Consider the following 19,545-nt stretch of genomic DNA (forward strand, 5'->3'; position numbering starts at 1 on the left):
GTACCGTCATGCCGCAGTTGCTCTTCCAGACCGATCCCTCGCGCGACGTCGCCTCTCTGGCGGCGCATGCGGCGCTGCCGCCGCGGCCCGGGCACTACGACGAACTGCGCGCCCCGGCCGGCCCCGATGGCGCCACGGTGCTGCGCGAGTCGTGGACGCGCTTCTTCGACCTGCTGGGCCCCGAAGGCTTCGGCGAGCTGAACCATCGCGCCGACAACGTGGCGCGGCAGATCCGCGAGAACGGCATCACCTACAACGTGTACGCCGACGCGAACGGGCTGACGCGGCCGTGGTCGCTGAACCTGCTGCCCTTCATCATCGAGGACGGCGACTGGCGCGTCATCGAGCGCGGCCTGGCGCAACGCGCGACGCTGCTGAACCAGGTACTGGCCGACGTTTACGGCCCGCAGTCGCTGTTGTCCGAAGGACTGCTGCCGCCCGCGCTGGTGCAGGGCCATCCCGGCTATCTGCGGCCGCTGCGCGGCCATGTGCCTCCTGGCAACGTATACCTGCACATCGCCGCCTTCGACCTGGCGCGCGCGCACGACGGCGGCTGGTGGGTGGTGTCACAGCGCACGCAGGCGCCTTCGGGGCTGGGTTATCTGCTGGAGAACCGCCTGACCATCTCGGGCCAGTTCCCCGAGGCCTTCAAGGAACTGCGCGTGCAGCACCTGGCGGCCAGCTATCGCGGACTGGTGGACATGCTGCACCGGCTGAGCCCCGCCGACCGCACGCCCCCACGCATCGCGCTGCTCACGCCGGGTCCCTACAACGAAACCTATTTCGAGCAGACCTACCTGGCGCGCTACCTCGGCCTGACGCTGGTCGAGGGCAGCGACCTGACGGTGCGCGACGACCAGCTGTTCCTGAAGACGCTGCACGGACTGGAGCGCGTGCACGCGCTGGTGCGCCGCCTGGACGACGATTTCTGCGACCCGCTGGAACTGCGCGGCGACTCGGCCCTGGGGGTGCCGGGCCTCTTGCAGGTGATGCGCGCGGGCAACGTGCTGGTGGCCAACTCGCTGGGTACGGGCTTTCTCGAATCTCCCGCCATCAACGGCTTCTTGCCGGCCGTGGGCCGGCGCCTGCTGGGCGCGGACCTGCTGCTGCCCTCGCTGCCCTCGTGGTGGTGCGGCGAGGCCGCGGCACGCGAGCAGGCGCTGCCGCTGCTGGAGCGCGCCGTCGTCAAGGCCACCTACCCCAACAGCCCGCAGCGCGCGGCCTTCGAGCCGCTGATCGGCAGCGACACCACCCCGGACCAGCGAGCGGCCCTGCGCGAGCGCATCGCCGCCGACCCGGACGCCTACACGGTGCAGGACTACCTGCCGCTGTCGCAGGCGCCCACCTGGGCAGCCGGCCACATCGTGCCGCGCGCGGCCATGGTGCGCGTGTTCGCCATCGCGGACGGCGAAGGCGGCTGGCGCGTGCTGCCCGGCGGCCTGACGCGCATCGCCAGCCGCCAGCAGCAGGTGGTGTCGATGCAGCGCGGCGGCAGCAGCCTGGATACCTGGGTGACGACCTCGGGCATGGTGGACATGTTCTCCATGCTGCCGGCCCGCATGCGTCCCGAGGACATCGCGCAGGCGCGCCGCCCGGTTTCCAGCCGCGCGGCCGAGAACCTGTTCTGGATGGGACGCTACGCCGAGCGGATCGAATGCGACGTGCGCCTGGCCGCGCAGACGCTGACGTGGCTGAACGGCGACATGGACAATGCCGAGCCCATCTTCGACGCGCTGGCGGGCCTGTGCGTGCGCAGCGGCCTGGTGCCGGCGGCGCTGCCGCGTTCGCTGCGCGTGTTCGAGCACACGCTGGTGGCCGAACTGGCCTCGGAGGATCCGCGGCGCGGCTTCGGCAGCAACCTGGCCGCCATGGCGTACTGCGCCGGCCAGATCCGCGACCGCCTGTCGCCCGAACACTGGGGCCTGATCATGACCGCGGGCGAACGCTACCGCAGCCGCATGGCCGAAGAGGATGCGGCTCCCGACCGACTGGACCGCTACGCGTCCGACGACGACGCGGCCGCGGAGCTGCCGCCGCAGCGCTCCGCCTCGGACGTGCTGCGCGGCCTGCGGCGGCTGAGCCGGCAGCTGTCGGCCATCACCGGCGCACAGACCGACCACATGACGCGCGACGACGGCTGGCGCCTGCTGACGGTGGGGCGACAGACCGAGCGCCTGGCCGCCATGGCCGGCGTGCTGAGTGCCCTCTTCACGCAGAACGCCGTGCTGCGCGAGGGCGGCTTCAGCCTGCTGCTGCACCTGTACGACAGCGCCATCACCTACCGCGCTCACTATCAGGGCCGCCACGAGATCCCCGCGCTGCTCAACCTGCTGGTGCTCGATCCGGCCAACCCCCGCTCGGCGGCGTGCACGCTGGAGCTGTTGCATGCCGAACTGGCGCGCCTGCCGGCCAGCGCCGCGGGCCCCGCCAGTGAACTGCTGGCCCTGCTGCCCCCGCGCGACACCGGCTGTACGCTGGCCGCGCTGTGCCAGCGCGGCGACGACGGGCGCTATGACGCGGTGCTGGCATTGGCCCGCCAGCTCGAAGCCACGGCGGGCGCGCTGTCGGATGAAATCAGCCGGCGCTACTTCAGCCATTCGGGCGGCGCGGTGCAGTCGCTGTCGGCCTGAGGCGTTCTCCATGTCTCTTCCGAACCCTGGCTCCCGCACCCTGGCCGTCGTACACGAAACCGCCTACCGCTACGAAGCTCCGGTCGAGCTGGCGCATCACCTGGTCTATCTGCGCCCGCGCCACGACGACTGGCAGGCGCTGGACGCGCACCTGCTGCACGTCGAACCCGAACCGCCGCACGTCCAGGCCGCGCCCGATGCCTTCGGCAACTGGCGCAACATCTTCGCGCTGCACGCGCCGCACGATGCGCTGGTGGTGCGCGCCAGCAGCCGCGTCACGGTAAGGCCGCGTCACACGAACCTGGATCCCTCGGCATGCGCGCCCTGGGAAGAGGCGGCGCTGCGGCTGCGCTACCAGGCAGGCGCCGCCTACGCGGCCCAGGCCGAATTCGCCTTTCCTTCGCCCTATGTGCCGCTGCATGCCGAACTGCGCGACTACGCCGCGCCGTCGTTCCCGCCGGAGCGGCCCATCGCCGAGGGCGCGCTGGACCTGATGCACCGCATCCACGCCGACTTCGCGTATGCCCCGGCCAGCACGCAGGTGACCACGCCCGTACTCCAGGCCTATAGCCAACGCCACGGCGTGTGCCAGGACTTCGCGCACGTGATGATCGGCTGCCTGCGTGCGCTGGGGCTGGCCGCGCGCTACGTCAGCGGCTACCTGGTATCGCGTCCGCCGCCCGGCAAGCCTCGGATGGTCGGCGCCGACGCATCGCATGCCTGGGTATCGGTGCATTGTCCCGGTCTCGCCGTGAACGATGGCTGGCTCGACCTGGATCCCACCAACGACGTAGTGCCCGCGCTGGATCACGTCATCCTGGCGTATGGCCGGGACTACGGCGACGTCACGCCGATGCGCGGCGTGATCCGCGGCGGAGGCGGCCATGAACTGACGGTCCGCGTCACCGTGGCGCCCTGGGACGACCTGCCCGAAGGCCTGGACATGCAGGTGGGCATGCCGGCCGCCGTAGGCTGACCGCGCGGTCCGACGCGCAGCGTCTTGATACGCTCGCACGGCGAAAGAAACCCGTCTCTGCGATACAGTCTGCGAACGCAGACCCGGAGGATCGGACACATGACCAGCTTCTTCGATTCCATCAGTCAGCAGCTAGAGGGCGGCAGGCGCCGCCAGGGCCGGCCCACGCGGTCGCGCCTGTACCAATGCACCTGCGGCCAGCCGGTATTCTTCGACAACACGGAATGCCTGAACTGCCACAACCAGCTTGGCTACGAGCCGCAGCGCGGGCGGGTGGTGGCCCTGGCGCCGGGTCCCAGGGCGGACACCTGGCGCACCGCCAGCCGGCAGCGCGGCAAGCTGTACCGCCGCTGCGCCAACTTCTCGAGCCCGGCCATGTGCAACTGGCTGATACCCGACGAATCTGCCGACACGCTGTGCGCCGCCTGTGTGCTGAACCGCACCATTCCCAACCTGCCCGAGGGCGACAACGCGCAGCTGTGGTGCCGGATAGAAGCGGCCAAGCGCAGGCTGGTGGCGCAGCTGCTGACCCTCGGCCTGCCGGTGCAGCGCGGCGCTGAACCCGGCGACGGCGGGCTGATGTTCGACTTCCTGGCGCCCGGCCCCGACGGCACGCCGCCCATGACCGGCCACGCCAGCGGCCTGATCACCCTGAACGTCCAGGAGGCCGACGACGCCTACCGCGTGCGCGTGCGCGAGCAGATGCACGAGCCCTACCGCACGCTGGTCGGCCACTTCCGCCACGAGATCGGCCATTTCTACTGGGACCGGCTGGTGGCCGGCACGCCCTGGCTGGACAGCTTCCGCCAGGTCTTCGGCGACGAGCGCGCCGACTATGGCGACGCCCTGAAGGCCCATTACGACCAGGGACCGCCCGCGGGATGGGAGACCCAGTACATCAGCACCTACGCCTCGTCGCATCCATGGGAAGACTGGGCCGAGACGTGGGCCCACTATCTGCACATGATGGACACGCTGGACACCGCGCTGAGTTTCGGCGTGGCCGGCCATGCCGTGGAACTGCCCTACGACCCCTTCACGGAAGCGGCGCTGTACGACGCGACCGATCCCGGCGGGCCGCAGTTCCTGGCCCTGGTCAACGCCTGGGTCGAACTGACCGCCATCATGAACGAACTGTCCCGCAGCATGGGCCAGCGCGACTTCTATCCTTTCGTGCTGCCCACGGCCGTGGTGGGCAAGCTGCAGTTCGTCCATCGCCTGGTGAAGACCGCGGCCCCGGCCGGCATCGTGCCGACGGCGGCGGCGGCCGTCCCGCCCGGAACGGCCGCCGGATAGACACCGCACCCGGCCGCCATGTCGTGACCGCGGCGCAACAGCGGTCACGACGGCGTCCCGTCTTGTGCATACAATGGCCGCATTTTCGCCCCCGTGCCGCCATGACCTACTGTGTCGCCGCCCGCCTGGATGCGGGCCTGGTATTCCTCTCCGACTCCCGCACCAACGCCGGCGTGGACCAGATTAGCGTCTATCGCAAGCTCAAGGTCTTCGAGCAGCCGGGCGAACGCGTGATGGTGCTGATGACCTCGGGCAACCTGGCGATCAGCCAGGCGGTGGTCACCCTGTTGGGCCAGTACGACGCCACGCATCCCGAGTCGCTGTGGCAGGCGCCCACCCTGTTCGAGGCCGCGCGCCGCGTGGGCCTTGCCGTGCGTGAAGTGCACAAGCGCGATGCCGATGCGCTGGCTGAACAGGGCGTCGAGTTCAACGTCCACATCATCTTCGGCGGCCAGATCGGCGCCGAGCCCTGCCGCCTGTTCCAGGTCTATGCGGCGGGCAACTTCATCGAGGCCAGCCCCGAGTGCCCGTACTTCCAGATCGGCGAGGCCAAGTACGGCAAGCCCATTCTCGACCGCGTGCTTGAACCGCACACTTCGCTGGACGAGGCAGCCAAGTGCGCGCTCATCTCGATGGACTCGACCCTGCGCTCGAACATCTCGGTCGGCCTGCCCCTGGACCTGCTGGTATACGAGAACGGCGCGCTGCGCGTGACGCAGTTCGCCAGCATCGACGAACACAACGAATACTTCCGGATGATCCGCAGCACCTGGGGCGAACGCCTGCGGCAGGTGTTCGCCGAGATCGCCGACCCGGTCTGGACCACGCCCACCGGCCCGGACTCGCTGGTGCCTGCCAACCGCGTGCACCAGCCGGTGCGCATCAAGCCGGCCGCCTCGGACCACAGCGACTATCCGCAGCCGCAGGTGCTGGCGCAAGACCCCGGCCATCCGCAGGCGTCCTGACCGGGCGCGGGTCCGGCACGGCCTCGCGACGCAAGAACATCACCATCGCGTTTTCCCCGATTCTCCGGCGCGAAAGACGGCCTTCGACAGGTTCGAATTCCGGCGCGCGCCGCCAGCACCTAGACTGGACGCTCCGCCATGGCGCGGCACACACCGTTGCCACCGCCATGGCCATGACCACAGAACAGGAGCGAGACATGGGTTTTTCCATTCGCGGCACCGGCTTGCGCGCCGTGTTGCTGGCCCTCGGTTGCGCGGCGGCCTTCCAGGCCGCCGCCCAGAACGCCTATCCCACGCGGGCGATCACACTGGTCGTGCCGTTCGCGGCCGGCGGCCCCACTGACGTGGTGGCCCGCACGCTGGGCGCGTCCATGAGCAAGACCCTGGGCCAGCCCATCGTGGTGGAGAACCGCACCGGCGCGGGCGGCACGCTGGCCGCCAGCTATGTCGCCAAGGCCGCGCCCGACGGCTACACCTTCCTCATCCACCACAACGGCATGGCCACGGCGCCGGCGCTGTACCGCAAGCTGGCATACAACCCGCTGACCGACTTCGCGTACGTCGGCCAGGTGGCCGACGTGCCCATGACGCTGCTGGGCCGCAAGGACCTGCAGCCCGCCGATCTGCCGGCCTTCATCAGCTATGCCAAGGCGCAGGGCAACAAGCTGAACCTGGCCAATGCGGGACTGGGCGCGGTGTCGCAACTGTGCGGCATGCTGCTGCAGGAATCGCTGGGCACGCAGTTCACCACGGTGCCCTACTCCGGCACGGCTCCTGCGCTGACCGCGCTGCTGGGCGGCCAGGTCGACGTGCTGTGCGACCAGACCACGCAGACGATCCCGCACATCCAGGCCGACAAGGTGCGCCTGTACGGCGTCACCACGCTGGATCGCATCAAGGCATTGCCCGATGCGCCCACGCTGAACGAGAAGGGCCTGAAGGGTTTCGAGATCAAGGTGTGGCATGGCGTGTACGGGCCCAAGGACACGCCGCCCGAAGTCGTGGCGCGCTTCAACGAGGCGCTGCGCGCGGCCCTGAAGGACCCGTCCTTCACCAACCGCATGGCGGAACTGGGCGCTGAGATCGTGCCAGCCGACAAGCAGACGCCGCAAGGTCTGCAGACTTGGTTGAAGTCCGAGATCGACAAGTGGGGCCCGATGATCCGCAAGGCGGGGGTGTACGCGGACTAGCGTCGGTCTCTCCACCCCGTCGCCGGTCCATCATGGGCGTCCCATGATGTCGGCACCGGGTTGGGTGAACCGTGGAATATCGTTGACACGCGTCCGGAGGAGTAGTTATTACGGTTATAACTACTGGCCTCGAGCAGCTTGTGCACAGTCGCCACCGCCGACATCGGCTTCAGTCCGATGGTGGGCGGTGAAGCCGCTCCGCCAGTCTTTCCGTCGGTAAAAAGGAAGGCCGTAATGACTCGTGCAACTCCGCCATCCACCACCGTGCTCACACTACGACGTATCGGAAATTCCCAGGGCGTGGTCCTGCCCAAGGCGCTGCTGGCCGGCCTCGACTTCTCCCGCGGCATCCTGGCCGAGAAAGTCGGCGATGAACTTCGCCTGAAACCCGCCATGCGCATCGATGATCCCTTCGGATTTGGCACGGCTGCTGACAAGATGATCGCCGACTCCGCTGTCGATCCTCTGCTGGCGCATTGCGGATCCCCACTCTGACCGCTGGCCGAAACGGTTACGCCCTTCTCGCACAAGTCCGCTCCATCGACAAAACCTGCCTCGGCGCGTTGGTCGACACCGTGGACCCGCACACCCTAGACACCATCCTGGCGCAGATTCGGAAGTTCTTTTCCTGATCCGACGCGCATAAAAAAGTGCCCATCACGGGCACTTTTCGAACTACGCCATCGCAGGCCTCAGAGCCTGGAAGCCAGCGACTTCCAGATTCCCATCGGCGCCTCGGCCGAGTTCAGCGTGTAGAAGTGCAGGCCCGGCGCGCCGCCGTCGAGCAGGGTCTCGCACAGGCGCGTGACCACGTCCAGGCCGAAGGCGCGGATCGAGGCCTTGTCGTCGCCATACTCGGCCAGCCGCAGGCGTATCCAGCGCGGCACTTCGGCGCCGCACATCTCGGAGAAACGCAGCAGCTGGCTGTGGTTGGTGATGGGCATGATGCCCGGCACGATGGGCACCGTGACGCCCTTGGCCCGCGCGCGATCGACGAAGTCGAAGTACGAGTCGGCATTGAAGAAATACTGGGTGATGGCCGCATCCGCGCCCGCTGCCACCTTGTCGGCGAAATGCTGCAAGTCGGCGCTGGGGCTGCCCGACTGCGGATGCATCTCGGGATAGGCCGCCACCTCGATGTGGAACCAGTCGCCGGTTTCCTCGCGGATGAAGGCGACCAGATCTCGTGCGTAGCGAAGTTCGCCGGCATCGCCGCCCATGCCCGACGGCAAGTCGCCGCGCAGCGCCACCACCCGGCGCACGCCCTCTTCGCGGTACGCGTGCAGGATGTCGCGCAGCTGCTGGCGCGTGGCGCCCACGCACGACAGGTGCGGAGCCGCGTCGCAGCCCAGGTTGCGCAGCGTGCGCACCGTGTCGGCGGTGCCGGCGCGGGTGGACCCGCCAGCGCCGAACGTGACGCTGACGTAGCGCGGCTGGATGGCCAGCATCTGCTTGGCGGCGCGCACCAGGCGCTCTTGCGCCGCGATGTCGCGCGGCGGAAAAAACTCGAGGCTGAGCGCCGGGGTAGTGTTGTCGGTCATCAGGAAACCAGGCCGGACAGCAGTCCGGAAATCAGGCTGTAGAGAATCACGCCCACCACCGCCCACCAGAAACCGTCCACCTGGAAGCCGCGCAGGACCGAGCCCGCGAACCAGAACAGCAGGACGTTGAGGACGAGATAGAACAGGCCGAGCGTGACGATGGTAAGCGGCAGCGTCAGCAGCACCAGGACAGGCTTGACCAGGGCGTTGAGCAGGCCCAGCACGAGAGCCGCGATCAGCGCCGAGCCGAAGCTCGCGACGGTGATGCCGGGCAGCAGGTAGGCCACCGCCAGCAGCGCGACGGCATTCAGGATCCAGATCAACAACCAGGTCATGAGGCAAGCTCCTGTCAGGAAGACAGCCCGCGCCGGGCGGTGCGGGCATGGCCCCCTATTTTGCTACAGGTACGACCGCGATCAGTAACGGTAGTGGTTGGACTTGAAAGGACCTTCTACCGACACGCCGATGTAGTCGGCCTGCTGCTGGCTGAGCGTGGTGAGCTTGGCGCCGAGCTTCTTCAGGTGCAGGCGAGCCACCTTCTCGTCCAGGTGCTTGGGCAGCACGTACACCGTGCCCTTGTTGTAGGCGTCGTTGCGCGTGAACAGTTCGATCTGCGCGATCGTCTGGTTGGCGAACGACGACGACATCACGAACGACGGGTGGCCGGTGGCGCAGCCCAGGTTCACCAGGCGGCCCTTGGCCAGCAGGATGATGCGCTTGCCGTCAGGGAAGATCACGTGATCGACCTGCGGCTTGATCTCTTCCCACTGCAGATCTTCGATGCCCGCCACGTCGATCTCGTTGTCGAAGTGGCCGATGTTGCACACGATGGCCTGGTCTTTCATCGCGTCCATGTGGGCGCGCGTGATGACGTTGTAGTTGCCCGTGGCGGTGACGAAGATGTCGGCATGCGCGGCCGCCTCGTCCATCGTGACGACCTTGTAGCCTTCCATGGCGGCCTGCAGCGCGCAGATGGGATCGATCTCGGTGACCCACACCTGGGCGCGCAGCGCGGCCAGCGCCTGCGCGCAGCCCTTGCCCACGTCGCCGTAGCCGGCCACCACGGCGATCTTGCCGGCCACCATCACGTCGGTGGCGCGCTTGATGCCGTCGACCAGCGATTCGCGGCAGCCATACAGGTTGTCGAACTTGGACTTGGTAACCGAGTCGTTGACGTTGATGGCGGCGAAGGCCAGCTCGCCCTTCTGCGACATCTGGTACAGGCGATGCACGCCGGTAGTGGTTTCTTCGGTTACGCCCTTGATCTGCCCGAGGCGGGTCGAGTACCACTTGGGATCGCGCTTCAGCGTTTCCTTGATGGCGGCGAACAGCACGCGCTCTTCTTCGCTGCCCGGCTTGGCGAGCACCGAGATGTCCTTCTCGGCCTTCGCACCCAGGTGCAGCAGCAGGGTGGCGTCGCCACCGTCGTCCAGGATCATGTTGGCCTGCTCGCCGGGCCATTCGAAGATCTTGTGGGTGTACTGCCAGTACTCTTCGAGGGTCTCGCCCTTGATGGCGAACACCGGCGTGCCGGTGGCGGCGATGGCGGCGGCGGCGTGGTCCTGCGTCGAGAAGATGTTGCACGAGGCCCAGCGCACTTCGGCGCCCAGGGCCACCAGCGTCTCGATCAGCACGCCGGTCTGGATGGTCATGTGCAGGCTGCCCGCGATGCGCGCGCCCTTCAGCGGCTGGCTGGCGGCGAATTCTTCGCGGATGGCCATCAGGCCGGGCATTTCGGTTTCGGCGATGGCCAGCTCGCGGCGGCCCCAGCCGGCCAGCGACATGTCGGCGACGATGGCGTCGACGGGTTTTTCGGTAATGGCGTTCATGGTGTTCAAGCTCCGGAAAGGAATTAAGGCCCCCACGCCGCGCCTTCGGCTTGCTGCTCCCGAGGGGAAGCTTTTTGCCTTGGGGCGGCCCGGCGGCAAAACCAACGGCGCGCAACCGGTCGGACGAGCGGAACACCACGGGATCGACGGGCGCCCACCTTGCCGTCCGATGCGACGGAGGTGAGCGCCGTTACTGCGGCGCCGCGCGTGGCGGCACCCGAGACAATGTGCTGTTTCTCGACACGCCGGCGATCGATGCCGGCGCGATGCGAAGAACAGCACACTCGCATTCCTGAGCCTGGCGAACCGTGCGCGGCCGGGCGGCCGCTGCCGGAGTCGTCGCAGCGCTCCTCAGGGATGGGGCGTATTGTAAACGGCGCGGCGGCGCCGGCAAACCGCTGAATCAGGCCCCTTGAGTACGGGTATCCGAGAAAACGGTATCGGGAGTCAGTGGCACGAAAGCCGCCAGCAGGTCCCTGGCGATGGCGTCCCAGGTGCGCGTCAACGCATGTTCCCGCACGGCATTCCGGTCAAGTTCCAGCGCGCCGCGGCAGGCGCGCGCCAGGTCGTCGTCCAGGAAGCCGGTCAGGCCCTGGCGCACCACAGCGATCGGCGCCTCGCTGCGGAATGCCGCCACGGGCGCGCCGCAGGCCATGGCCTCGAGCATCACCAGGCCGAAGGTGTCGGTCAGGCTGGGGAAGACGAAGACGTCGGCCGCCGAGTAGTACTTGGGCAGCATGTCATCGGGCTGCGAACCCACGAAATGCGCGTTCGGATATTTGCGGCGCAGGCGCGCCTCGTCGGGGCCCGTGCCCACCACCACCTTGCTGCCGGGCAGGTCCAGGCTCAGGAAGGCGTCCAGGTTCTTCTCGCGCGCGACGCGGCCCACGCTGACAAAAATCGGCCGCGGCAGCGGATCGAGGAAATCGCGCGGGCCGGGCTGGAACTTCTGCCCGTCCACCCCGCGAGACCACACCTGCAGGTTCACCAGGCCCTGGCTGGCCACGATGTCGCGCACGGTGGGGGTGGGCACCAGCACGCGCTGCGAGGGTCGGTGGAACCAGCGCATGAAGCGCCACGGCAGGGACGCGGGTATGCCCATGCGCGCCTGCAGATAGTCGGGAAACATCGTGTGGAACCCGGTGGTGAAGCGCCAGCCGCGGCGCAGCGCCATGCGGCGGGCGGCCAGGCCCAGCGGTCCTTCGGTGGCGATGTGCAGCACATCGGGGACCACATCGCCCAACAGGCGGCGCAACTGGCGGCCAGGCTGCAGGCACAGGCGCAGTTCGGGTTCGGAAGGCGCGGGTATGGTGCGTCCGCCTTCGGGACTGACCACGATGACCTCGTGGCCCCATTCACGCAGGATCTGCAGCATCGTGGTCCACGTGCGGACCACGCCGTTCACCTGAGGACGCCAGGCGTCCGTGACGAGTACGATCTGCATGGCAGGGCCTCGGCAATGACAATGCCGGCATTAAGCACGCGTTACGTGACATGTCCAAGACAAGATCCGCGCGCGAGGCGGCCGCGTCTAGCGCCGGCGGGGATAGCCTTGCGCACGGATGCGCGTCCAGACGGCGCGCTTCTCGTCCTCGCCCAGGAACACCCAGTTGGCCACTTCCATGGCCGTACGGCCACAACCGCGGCAGACCTCGTCGAACAGGGTCGAGCAGACGGCCACGCAGGGGGAGTCGGAGGGAGACAGCGTCCGTTCGGCGGTGTCGGAAGAAGGCAGAACGTCAGGCATAAGCGGCTAGCTTAGCACTGCCGAGCAGGCCGGTTTCCATAGTCCCTGCGCGGCGCATGTGTATGCCCCCGGGCGAATCACGGCCGCCTCGAAGGCCGTCCATCAGAGTGTCGGGTCGTCAGTCCACCGCCTGCTCCGGCGCGGGCGGCGCACCCGGCGCCAGCCCGAACAGACGTGAAATACCGCCATGCAGATGCGCCACCATCGCGTCGCGCGCGGCCTGCGCATCGCGCGACGCGATGGCGGCCTCGATGGCGGCGTGCTCACGGCAGACCTCCGCGTATCGCTGGGGCGTGGGGCTGTCTGACAGGCTGCGCACCAGTTCGATGCTGAACCGGGTCTGTGCCACCAGGGCCTGCATGGTCATCTCGAAAAAGCGATTGCCGCATGCCCGCGCGATCGCCAGGTGGAAATCGATGTCCTCGTCGATGCCCGACGCGCCCGACTGGAGCGCCTGCTCGAACGCTACGCGCCGGCCGCGTATGCGAGCGAGGTCGTCGGCGGTGTGGTGGACGGCGGCGCGGGACGCGATCTCGCCTTCCACGCTGCACCGGAATTCGAGAAAACTGCGCACGTCCGGAATGCTGGACAGCCGACCGAAACTGACCAGGCTTTCTTGCGGCCGGGGCGCCCCGACGAAATGCCCGGAGCCCTTGCGGGACTGGATGCGCCCCTCGGCGCGCAGCCGCGCCAACGCCTGCCGGAGCACCGGACGCGACACCGCGAAACGCCCGGCCAGCGTGTTTTCTCCGGGCAGGCGCGAGCCCGCGGCAAATTCGTCGGTGCCCAGCAGCGCCAGGAGGTCTTCATAGACCTTGTCGCTAAGCAACCGGTCGGCCAGGGAGGTTTTCATGGGCGGGAGTGTGCGTCAAAGGACAGGGACGCTGCAAGTTGCCAGTCCATCCTTTGATGCTGTATGACAGATTATGGTCGTACCGCGTTTTCTGTATCTCAGATCTTGACTACTTTTACAGGAACGCGGATGATGCGGGCATACTTGGCGGCCGCCCCGGACCGCCTCGACATGGCGATACGACGATGTCCAAGATCACCTGCGTGCGCACCCTGCGCACCCCGCAACGCCCCAGTCTTATTTGGGTCGAGCTGGAAACCGAGGACGGCCTGACGGGCCTGGGCGAGACCTTCCGCGGCGCCGCCGCGGTCGAAACCATCCTGCACGAAGAGATCGCACCCTGGCTGCTGGGTCGCGACGCCGTGCACATCGAAGGCATCTCGCGCCACCTGCTTACCCCTTATGTCGGCTTCAGCGGCTCCAGCGCCGAGGTACGCGCCGCCAGCGCCATCGACATCGCGCTGTGGGACCTGGCCGGGCAACGCCAGCAGGTTCCCCTATACGTGGCGCTGGGAGGCGGGGCGCGGGCCGCGGTGCCGGTCTACAACACCTGCGCGGGCTATGCCTACAACACCACCGGCGTGCGCCGCGACATCGGCAACGCTGATCGAAGCGCGGGCCCGTACGACGACCAGGTCGCCTTCATGCGCGATGCAGGCGCGCTGGCCGAAAGCCTGCTGGCCGAAGGCTATCGCGCCATGAAGATCTGGCCCTTCGACATCTACGCGCCCGCCACCGGCGGCCATACCATCGGGCTGGCAGACCTGAAGGCCGGGCTGGAGCCCTTTCGCAAGATCCGCGCCGCCGTGGGCGACGACATCGAAGTCATGTGCGAACTGCACAGCCTGTGGGGCAGCCACGCGGCGCTGCGCATCTGCCGCGCCCTGGAAGACCATGGCGTGTTCTGGGCCGAAGACCCCTTGTCGAAAATGGACGATGCGCAGGGCCTGGCGGACCTGCGGCGGCAGACGCGTACGCCCATCTGCGGCAGCGAGACCCTGGGTGGCGTGCGCCAGTTCCGCGACCTGCTGGCGGCCGACGCACTGGACGTGGTGATGCTGGACCTGGCCTGGTGCGGCGGGATCACGGAAGGCCGCAAGATCGCGGCTTTCGCGCAGGCCTACAACAAGCCCCTGGCGCCGCACGACTGCACCGGTCCCGTCACGCTGATGGCGGGCCTGCACATGGCGCTGCACGCGCCCACGGCCATCTACCAGGAAGTGGTGCGCGCCTCGCTGGCCACCTGGTATCGCGACCTTGTCACCGAGCTGCCCGTGGTGGTCGACGGCATGGCCCAACCGCCCGGCGCGCATGGCCTGGGCACGGCGCTGTCTGCGGCCTTGCGCCAGGCTTCCGACACCACCGTGCGCGAAAGCCGCAACACCTGAGACGGAGCCCGCATGCATATCGACATCGTCGGCCTGCACGCCGAACACGCCCCCAGACTGCAGGCCCTGCTGGGCGACGACTACCGGGTTCGCGGTCTGGCCGGCTTTTCCGCCACGGGCGACATCACCGCGGACGTGGTCATCGCCAACAGGATCACCGCGCAAGAGGCCGAACGCCTGCGCGGCCGGCTGCTGCAGGTGCCGGGCGCCGGCACCGAGCAGGTGGCGCTGGCGGCGCTGCCGTCCGGCTGCTGGGTCTGCAACGTGCACGGCCACGAAGTGCCCATCGCCGAGTTCGTCATCCACGCGATCCTGGAACACGCGCTGACGCCCTGGCGCTATCCCGCGGTGCTGGACGAAGACGCCTGGCCGCGCGCCTACGCGCAGCGTGCCATCCATGGCGAGGCCGCGGGCCGCACGCTGGTCATCCTCGGCTACGGCCACATCGGCCGCGAAGTCGCGCGGCGCGCTCGCGCACTGGACATGAGCGTGGTGGCCGTCACGCGCAGCGGCCATGGCGCACCCGACGAGGACGTGCGCTACGCCGCCGTCGACACGCTGCACCAGGTGCTGCCCGAGGCCGACGTCCTGGTGCTGTGCTGCCCGCTGACCGATGCCACGCGCGGACTGATCGGGCGCGAGGCGCTGGGTCTGCTGCCGCCGCAGGCACTGTTGGTGAACGTGGCTCGCGCCGAGGTGGTGGACGAACGGGCGCTATACGACGCGCTGGCCGAGGGCCGGCTGGGCCGGGCCGCGCTGGACGTCTGGTACCAGTACCCCGCCGCTGGAGGCGCGCCCACACCGCCTTCGCGGCTGCCCTTGTACAGCCTGCCGAACGTGCGAGGCACGCCCCATGTCTCGGCCATGACGCCCGGCCTGCTGGATCGCCGCTACCGCTTCATGGCTGACAACATCCGCCGGCTGCAGTCCGGCGCGCCCCTGGAGAACGTCGTGCGCGCTGGACGATAGGCAGCGGGCGACGGACTATTCATAAAAAACACGGAGACGACGACAATGCCCACCCTCACCTTCGGCGCCGGGCGCCGCAAGACACTGCAGGCCCTGGCCGCCGCGGCACTGACACTGGCCTGCGCCACGGCGTCCGCCGCGGCGGACTGGCCCGACAAGCCTGTACGCATCATCGTACCCAACCCCGCGGGCGGCGCCTCCGACGTGCTGGCGCGCCTGCTGGGCAAGGAACTCGGCACCCTGTGGGGCCAGCCCGTGGTGGTCGAGAACCGCCCGGGCGCCAACGGCAACATCGGCGCCGCCCTGGTGGCCCGGTCCGAAGCGGACGGCTACACGCTGCTGTTGATGGACCTGAGCAGCCTGGCGATCTCGCCCGCCTTGTATCCCAAACTGGGCTACGACCCCGCGAAAGACCTGGCGCCCGTGTCCTTCGTTGCCTACTCGCCGCACATCCTGGTGGTGCGCAGCGACCTGCCTGTGTCCAATGTGCACGAGCTGGCCGCTTACGCGAAGGCGCATCCGAACAGGCTCAACTATGGCGAGACCACTGGCGCCATCACGCATCTGGCGGGCATCGAGCTGGCAAAGAAGATGGGCTTCACCTGGAACTACATCGGCTACAAGGGCGGTGCGCAGGTGCTGTCCGACCTGACGGGCGGGCAGATCGACGCCACCATGAACAGCTTCCTGGCGACCTATCCCCTGGTGAAGGCGGGCAAGATCAAGCTGCTGGCGGTGAACAGCACGCAACGCTTCGGCCAGATCCCGGACACGCCAACCGTGGGCGAGACCGTGCCCGGATTCGAATCGGGTTCGTGGCAAGGCCTGATGACCACCGGCGGCACGCCCGCCGCGCTGATCGAGAAGATCAACCGCGACGTGGCCACCGTGCTGGGCCGCCCCGAGGTCGGCAAGCAGCTGACCGACCTGGGCTCCGAACCCGTGCGCAGGACGCCCGCCGAATTGGGCCAGTGGATGCGCGAGCAGACTAACCGCTGGGGCAGCGTGGTGCGCGATGCGGGGATCTCGCTGCAATAGCGACGCGATCTGCGGGACCGGCGAGCGCCCTCACGCGCCCAGCTGCCACCCGAAGAAATCGGCCGCCTCGGCCAACACCTCGCCGAAGGCTTCCTCGGGCAGGTAGTGCGCCGCCGGCAGCGCACGACCCGACACCTCGCCGGCCACCGCGGCCCACAGGCCGAGCACGTCGAAGTTCTTGCCCACCGCGCCGCGCTCGCCCCACAGCACGCGCAGCGGCGCCGTCACGCGTTCGCCGGCATCCCGGCCCGCGCGGTCATGCTCAAGGTCGATGGTGGCGGAAGCGCGGTAATCCTCGCAGACGCCGGTGGCCCAGCCTGGCAGCCGCGCGCAGCGCTCGTACTCGGCCAGGGCCTCGGGCGAGAAGTGCGCCAGCCCGCCGGGCCGGTTGCCCATCAGCAAGCGCACATAGGAAGGCCCGTCATGCTCGATCATCGTCTCGGGCAGCGGCGCCGGCTGGATCAGCCAGAACCAGTGGTAGTACGCCTGCGCGAAGGCGCGCGTGGTGCCCTCGTACATGTCCAGCGTGGGCGCGATGTCCAGCAGCATCATGCGGTTGACGCTGTCCGCGTGGTCCAGCGCCAGGCGATGCGCCACACGCGCGCCGCGATCGTGGGCCAGCACGTCGTATCGCTCGTGACCCAGGCCCTGCATCAGCTCGGCCATGTCGCGCGCCATTTCGCGCTTGGAATAGGAGCCATGGCCGGGTTCCGCGGCCGGCTTGTCGCTGTCGCCGTAGCCGCGCAGGTCCACCGCCACGCAGGTGCGGTGCCGCGTCAGTTCGGGCCACATGCGATGCCAGATGACGTGCGTCTGCGGATGGCCATGCAGCAGCAGCATGGGCGGTCCCTCGCCGCCGATGCGCGCGGCCAGCTCGATGCCATTGGCCCGGATACGTTGCAGGGGTAGATCGAAAAGCGTGGTCATCTGGGGATTCTCCGTGCTGCGCGCCGTTGGCCCGCAGCGGGTCCGTGTGCTCAGGAAGCGGCGTCCCTGACCGGCGGCGCGCTTGCCGCGCCGTCCAGCCGGCTGCGCATGCGTGCCGCCACGTTCTTCATCCAGGGATGACGAGCCCAGTGCTCGGCCTCGAACGCCTCGACGTCGGCCAGCCGCGCCAGCGTCGCGCCCACCATGTCCTGCCCCTCGGCAAACATGCGTCGATGGCGTTCGGGCAGCGTGAAGGCGGCCCGCCACCCGTCGGCGCCATGCACCGTGCAGTCCGCGACGTCGATGGCGATACGGTTGCTGGCCGGGTCGCCCACCTGCCGCAACAGCGCGTCCACCTCCGCGGGCTCGAGCGTGATCAGCAGCAGGCCGTTGTTCAAGGCGTTGAAATAGAAGATCTCGCCATAGCTCGACGCGATGATGGCCCGGATGCCGAACTGCTGCAAGCCCCACACCGCGTGTTCTCGGCTCGATCCGCAGCCGAAGTTGGGCCCGGCCACCAGAATGGCCACGTCGCGCCAGGCCGGCTGGTTCAGCACGAAGTCCGGACGCGGCGCGCCGGTCTCGTCGAAGCGCAGGTCGTACAGCAGACCGCGGTCCAGGCCGGCCTTGTCGATGATGCGCAGGAACTGCTTGGGCATGATCTGGTCGGTGTCCAGATTGCTGTAGGGCAGCGGCGCGGCCACGGCCTCGATGCGTGCCTGGTTCATGGGCGTACCTCTTCAGGTTGCGCGCCGCGGGCGGGCCCGCCCGGCGACTGCAGTGTCCTCACGTCGACGATCCGTCCGGTCAGCGCGGCGGCGGCCGCCATGGCCGGGCTCATCAGGTGGGTGCGTCCGGCGCGTCCCTGCCGGCCCTCGAAGTTGCGGTTGGTGGTCGAGGCGCAGCGTTCGCCCGGGCTGAGCATGTCGTCGTTCATGGCCAGGCACATCGAGCAGCCCGGCTGGCGCCATTCGAAGCCGGCCTGGGACAGCAGCGCGGCAATGCCCTCTTCCTCGGCCTGCCGCCGCACCGCGCCCGAGCCCGGCACCACCATGGCCCGCACGCCCGCCGCCACCTTGCGGCCTCGTACCACTTCGGCCACCGCGCGCAGGTCTTCTATGCGGCCGTTGGTGCACGAACCGATGAAGACGCGGTCCACGGGAACGCCGGCGATGGGCGTGCCGGGCGCAAGCCCGATGTAGTCCACCGCCTTGCGCAGCGCGATGCGCGCCAGCTCGTCCTCGGCCTGCTCGGGATCGGGCACGCATCCATCCACCGGCATGGCCTGGTCGGGACTGGTGCCCCACGTGACATACGGCGCGATGGCCGCTGCGTCGATGCGGTGCTCGATGGCGAAGCGCGCGTCCGCGTCGGAACGCAGGCCGAGCCAGTAGGCGCGCGCCTGTTCGCCCGCCTCGCCCTGCAGGTCGGGCGCCCGGGCACAGACGTAGTCGACCGTGACGGCGTCGGGCGCGATCAGCGCGGCCCGGGCGCCCGCCTCCACGGTCATGTTGCACAGGGTCATGCGCGCCTCGGCCGACAGGACATCGATGGCCGTCCCGCAGTATTCCACTGCGTGACCGCGCGCGCCCTGCGCGCCGATCCGGTGCACGACATGGATCACGAGGTCCTTGGCCGAAACGCCTTGCCCCAGTTGCCCCTCGACACGGATGCGCAGATTGCGCGCCACGCGATACACCAGCGTCTGCGTGGCCAGGATGTGTTCGACCTCGGAGGTGCCGATGCCGAATCCCAGCGCGCCCAGCGCGCCATAGGTGGTGGTGTGGCTGTCGCCGCACAGCACCACCATGCCGGGGCGGATCATGCCGTGCTCGGGCGCCACCACGTGCTCGATGCCCTGCAGCGGATCGGTGGTGTCGAACAGCGTCACGCCGTGTTCGCGGCAGTTGCGCCCCAGGTTCGCGGCCTGCAGGGCCGAGGCGGGATCCTGTATGGTGCGCCGCGCGGCCGGCACCGGGTGCGTGGGGATGATGTGGTCCACCACGGCCATCTGCTGGCCGGGCCGCAGCGTACGCCGGCCGCGAGAGGCCAGGCCGCTGAAGGCCTGCGGGCTGGTGTACTCGTTCATGATGTGCAGGTCGACGTACAGCAGCACGTGCTCGGGATCAAGCCGCGCCACCGTATGGCTGGCCACCAGTTTGTCGTACAGGGTCATGCCGGGCATGGTCGTTCCTT

Annotated in this window: 18 protein-coding genes; 9 read left to right on the plus strand and 9 right to left on the minus strand. The window is 68.7% G+C overall.

Annotated elements, in window-relative coordinates:
* Positions 1–8: 8 nt before the first annotated feature.
* The 6 genes from CAL15_RS22710 (at position 9) to CAL15_RS22735 (ending at position 7,552) form a co-directional block, all read left to right on the plus strand.
* Positions 9–2,630 (plus strand): circularly permuted type 2 ATP-grasp protein, encoded by a 2,622-nt coding sequence (locus CAL15_RS22710; RefSeq protein ID WP_086080571.1) that lies wholly within the window; start codon positions 9–11, stop codon positions 2,628–2,630.
* 10 nt (positions 2,631–2,640) lie between these two features.
* Positions 2,641–3,606, plus strand: coding sequence for a transglutaminase family protein (locus tag CAL15_RS22715; protein WP_086080572.1), 966 nt, complete (start codon positions 2,641–2,643; stop codon positions 3,604–3,606).
* A gap of 99 nt (positions 3,607–3,705) precedes the next feature.
* Entirely contained in the window at positions 3,706–4,902 is a 1,197-nt protein-coding gene (locus tag CAL15_RS22720; protein ID WP_086080573.1) for a zinc-binding metallopeptidase family protein, read from the plus strand.
* A gap of 101 nt (positions 4,903–5,003) precedes the next feature.
* Positions 5,004–5,867 carry a proteasome-type protease gene (locus CAL15_RS22725; RefSeq protein WP_086080574.1) on the plus strand — a complete coding sequence of 288 codons (864 nt, stop codon included), beginning with the start codon at positions 5,004–5,006 and terminating at the stop codon, positions 5,865–5,867.
* Positions 5,868–6,064: 197 nt separating this feature from the next.
* On the plus strand, positions 6,065–7,057 hold the full coding sequence (locus CAL15_RS22730; protein ID WP_086080575.1) for a tripartite tricarboxylate transporter substrate-binding protein: 993 nt from the start codon (positions 6,065–6,067) through the stop codon (positions 7,055–7,057).
* A 234-nt stretch (positions 7,058–7,291) separates the two neighbouring features.
* The gene (locus CAL15_RS22735) at positions 7,292–7,552 is read left to right on the plus strand and encodes an AbrB/MazE/SpoVT family DNA-binding domain-containing protein (protein ID WP_157666718.1); all 261 of its coding nucleotides are present in this window, start codon (positions 7,292–7,294) and stop codon (positions 7,550–7,552) included.
* A 197-nt stretch (positions 7,553–7,749) separates the two neighbouring features.
* Here the strand turns inward: CAL15_RS22735 and metF are convergent, their stop codons facing one another.
* The 6 genes from metF to CAL15_RS22765 form a co-directional block, all read right to left on the minus strand.
* A complete protein-coding gene (metF, locus tag CAL15_RS22740) occupies positions 7,750–8,598 on the minus strand; it encodes a methylenetetrahydrofolate reductase [NAD(P)H] (RefSeq protein WP_086080577.1) in 849 nt (282 codons plus the stop codon).
* Positions 8,598–8,933, minus strand: coding sequence for a phage holin family protein (locus CAL15_RS22745; protein WP_086080578.1), 336 nt, complete (start codon positions 8,931–8,933; stop codon positions 8,598–8,600). The genes metF and CAL15_RS22745 overlap by 1 nt, the downstream gene beginning before the upstream one ends.
* 81 nt (positions 8,934–9,014) lie before the next feature.
* Positions 9,015–10,427 carry an adenosylhomocysteinase gene (ahcY, locus tag CAL15_RS22750; protein ID WP_086080579.1) on the minus strand — a complete coding sequence of 471 codons (1,413 nt, stop codon included), beginning with the start codon at positions 10,425–10,427 and terminating at the stop codon, positions 9,015–9,017.
* A 403-nt stretch (positions 10,428–10,830) separates the two neighbouring features.
* Positions 10,831–11,871, minus strand: coding sequence for a glycosyltransferase family 4 protein (locus CAL15_RS22755; protein ID WP_086080580.1), 1,041 nt, complete (start codon positions 11,869–11,871; stop codon positions 10,831–10,833).
* An 87-nt stretch (positions 11,872–11,958) separates the two neighbouring features.
* A complete protein-coding gene (locus CAL15_RS22760; RefSeq protein WP_086080581.1) occupies positions 11,959–12,174 on the minus strand; it encodes a DUF1289 domain-containing protein in 216 nt (71 codons plus the stop codon).
* A 118-nt stretch (positions 12,175–12,292) separates the two neighbouring features.
* Entirely contained in the window at positions 12,293–13,027 is a 735-nt protein-coding gene (locus CAL15_RS22765; protein ID WP_086080582.1) for a FadR/GntR family transcriptional regulator, read from the minus strand.
* Positions 13,028–13,212: 185 nt separating this feature from the next.
* On the opposite strand from CAL15_RS22765, the gene CAL15_RS22770 reads away from it, so the two are divergent.
* From CAL15_RS22770 to CAL15_RS22780, 3 genes are read left to right on the plus strand one after another with little or no spacing between them, the layout of a single operon-like run.
* Positions 13,213–14,415, plus strand: a complete 1,203-nt coding sequence (locus CAL15_RS22770; RefSeq protein ID WP_086080583.1) for a mandelate racemase/muconate lactonizing enzyme family protein — start codon at positions 13,213–13,215, stop codon at positions 14,413–14,415.
* Positions 14,416–14,427: 12 nt separating this feature from the next.
* A complete protein-coding gene (locus CAL15_RS22775; RefSeq protein WP_086080584.1) occupies positions 14,428–15,384 on the plus strand; it encodes a 2-hydroxyacid dehydrogenase in 957 nt (318 codons plus the stop codon).
* A gap of 45 nt (positions 15,385–15,429) precedes the next feature.
* The gene (locus CAL15_RS22780) at positions 15,430–16,422 is read left to right on the plus strand and encodes a Bug family tripartite tricarboxylate transporter substrate binding protein (protein WP_086080585.1); all 993 of its coding nucleotides are present in this window, start codon (positions 15,430–15,432) and stop codon (positions 16,420–16,422) included.
* Between the two features lie 30 nt (positions 16,423–16,452).
* Here the strand turns inward: CAL15_RS22780 and CAL15_RS22785 are convergent, their stop codons facing one another.
* Genes CAL15_RS22785 through leuC form a run of 3 tightly spaced genes read right to left on the minus strand, consistent with a single transcriptional unit; the run spans position 16,453 to position 19,534 of the window.
* Complete coding sequence (locus CAL15_RS22785) at positions 16,453–17,349, minus strand: alpha/beta fold hydrolase (RefSeq protein WP_086080586.1); 897 nt, start codon at positions 17,347–17,349, stop codon at positions 16,453–16,455.
* 50 nt (positions 17,350–17,399) lie between these two features.
* Complete coding sequence (gene leuD / locus CAL15_RS22790; RefSeq protein WP_086080587.1) at positions 17,400–18,077, minus strand: 3-isopropylmalate dehydratase small subunit; 678 nt, start codon at positions 18,075–18,077, stop codon at positions 17,400–17,402.
* Positions 18,074–19,534, minus strand: coding sequence for a 3-isopropylmalate dehydratase large subunit (gene leuC, locus CAL15_RS22795; RefSeq protein ID WP_086080588.1), 1,461 nt, complete (start codon positions 19,532–19,534; stop codon positions 18,074–18,076). The genes leuD and leuC overlap by 4 nt, the downstream gene beginning before the upstream one ends.
* Positions 19,535–19,545 lie beyond the last annotated feature (11 nt).

This window comes from Bordetella genomosp. 13 (assembly GCF_002119665.1).
Lineage (GTDB): Bacteria > Pseudomonadota > Gammaproteobacteria > Burkholderiales > Burkholderiaceae_B > Bordetella.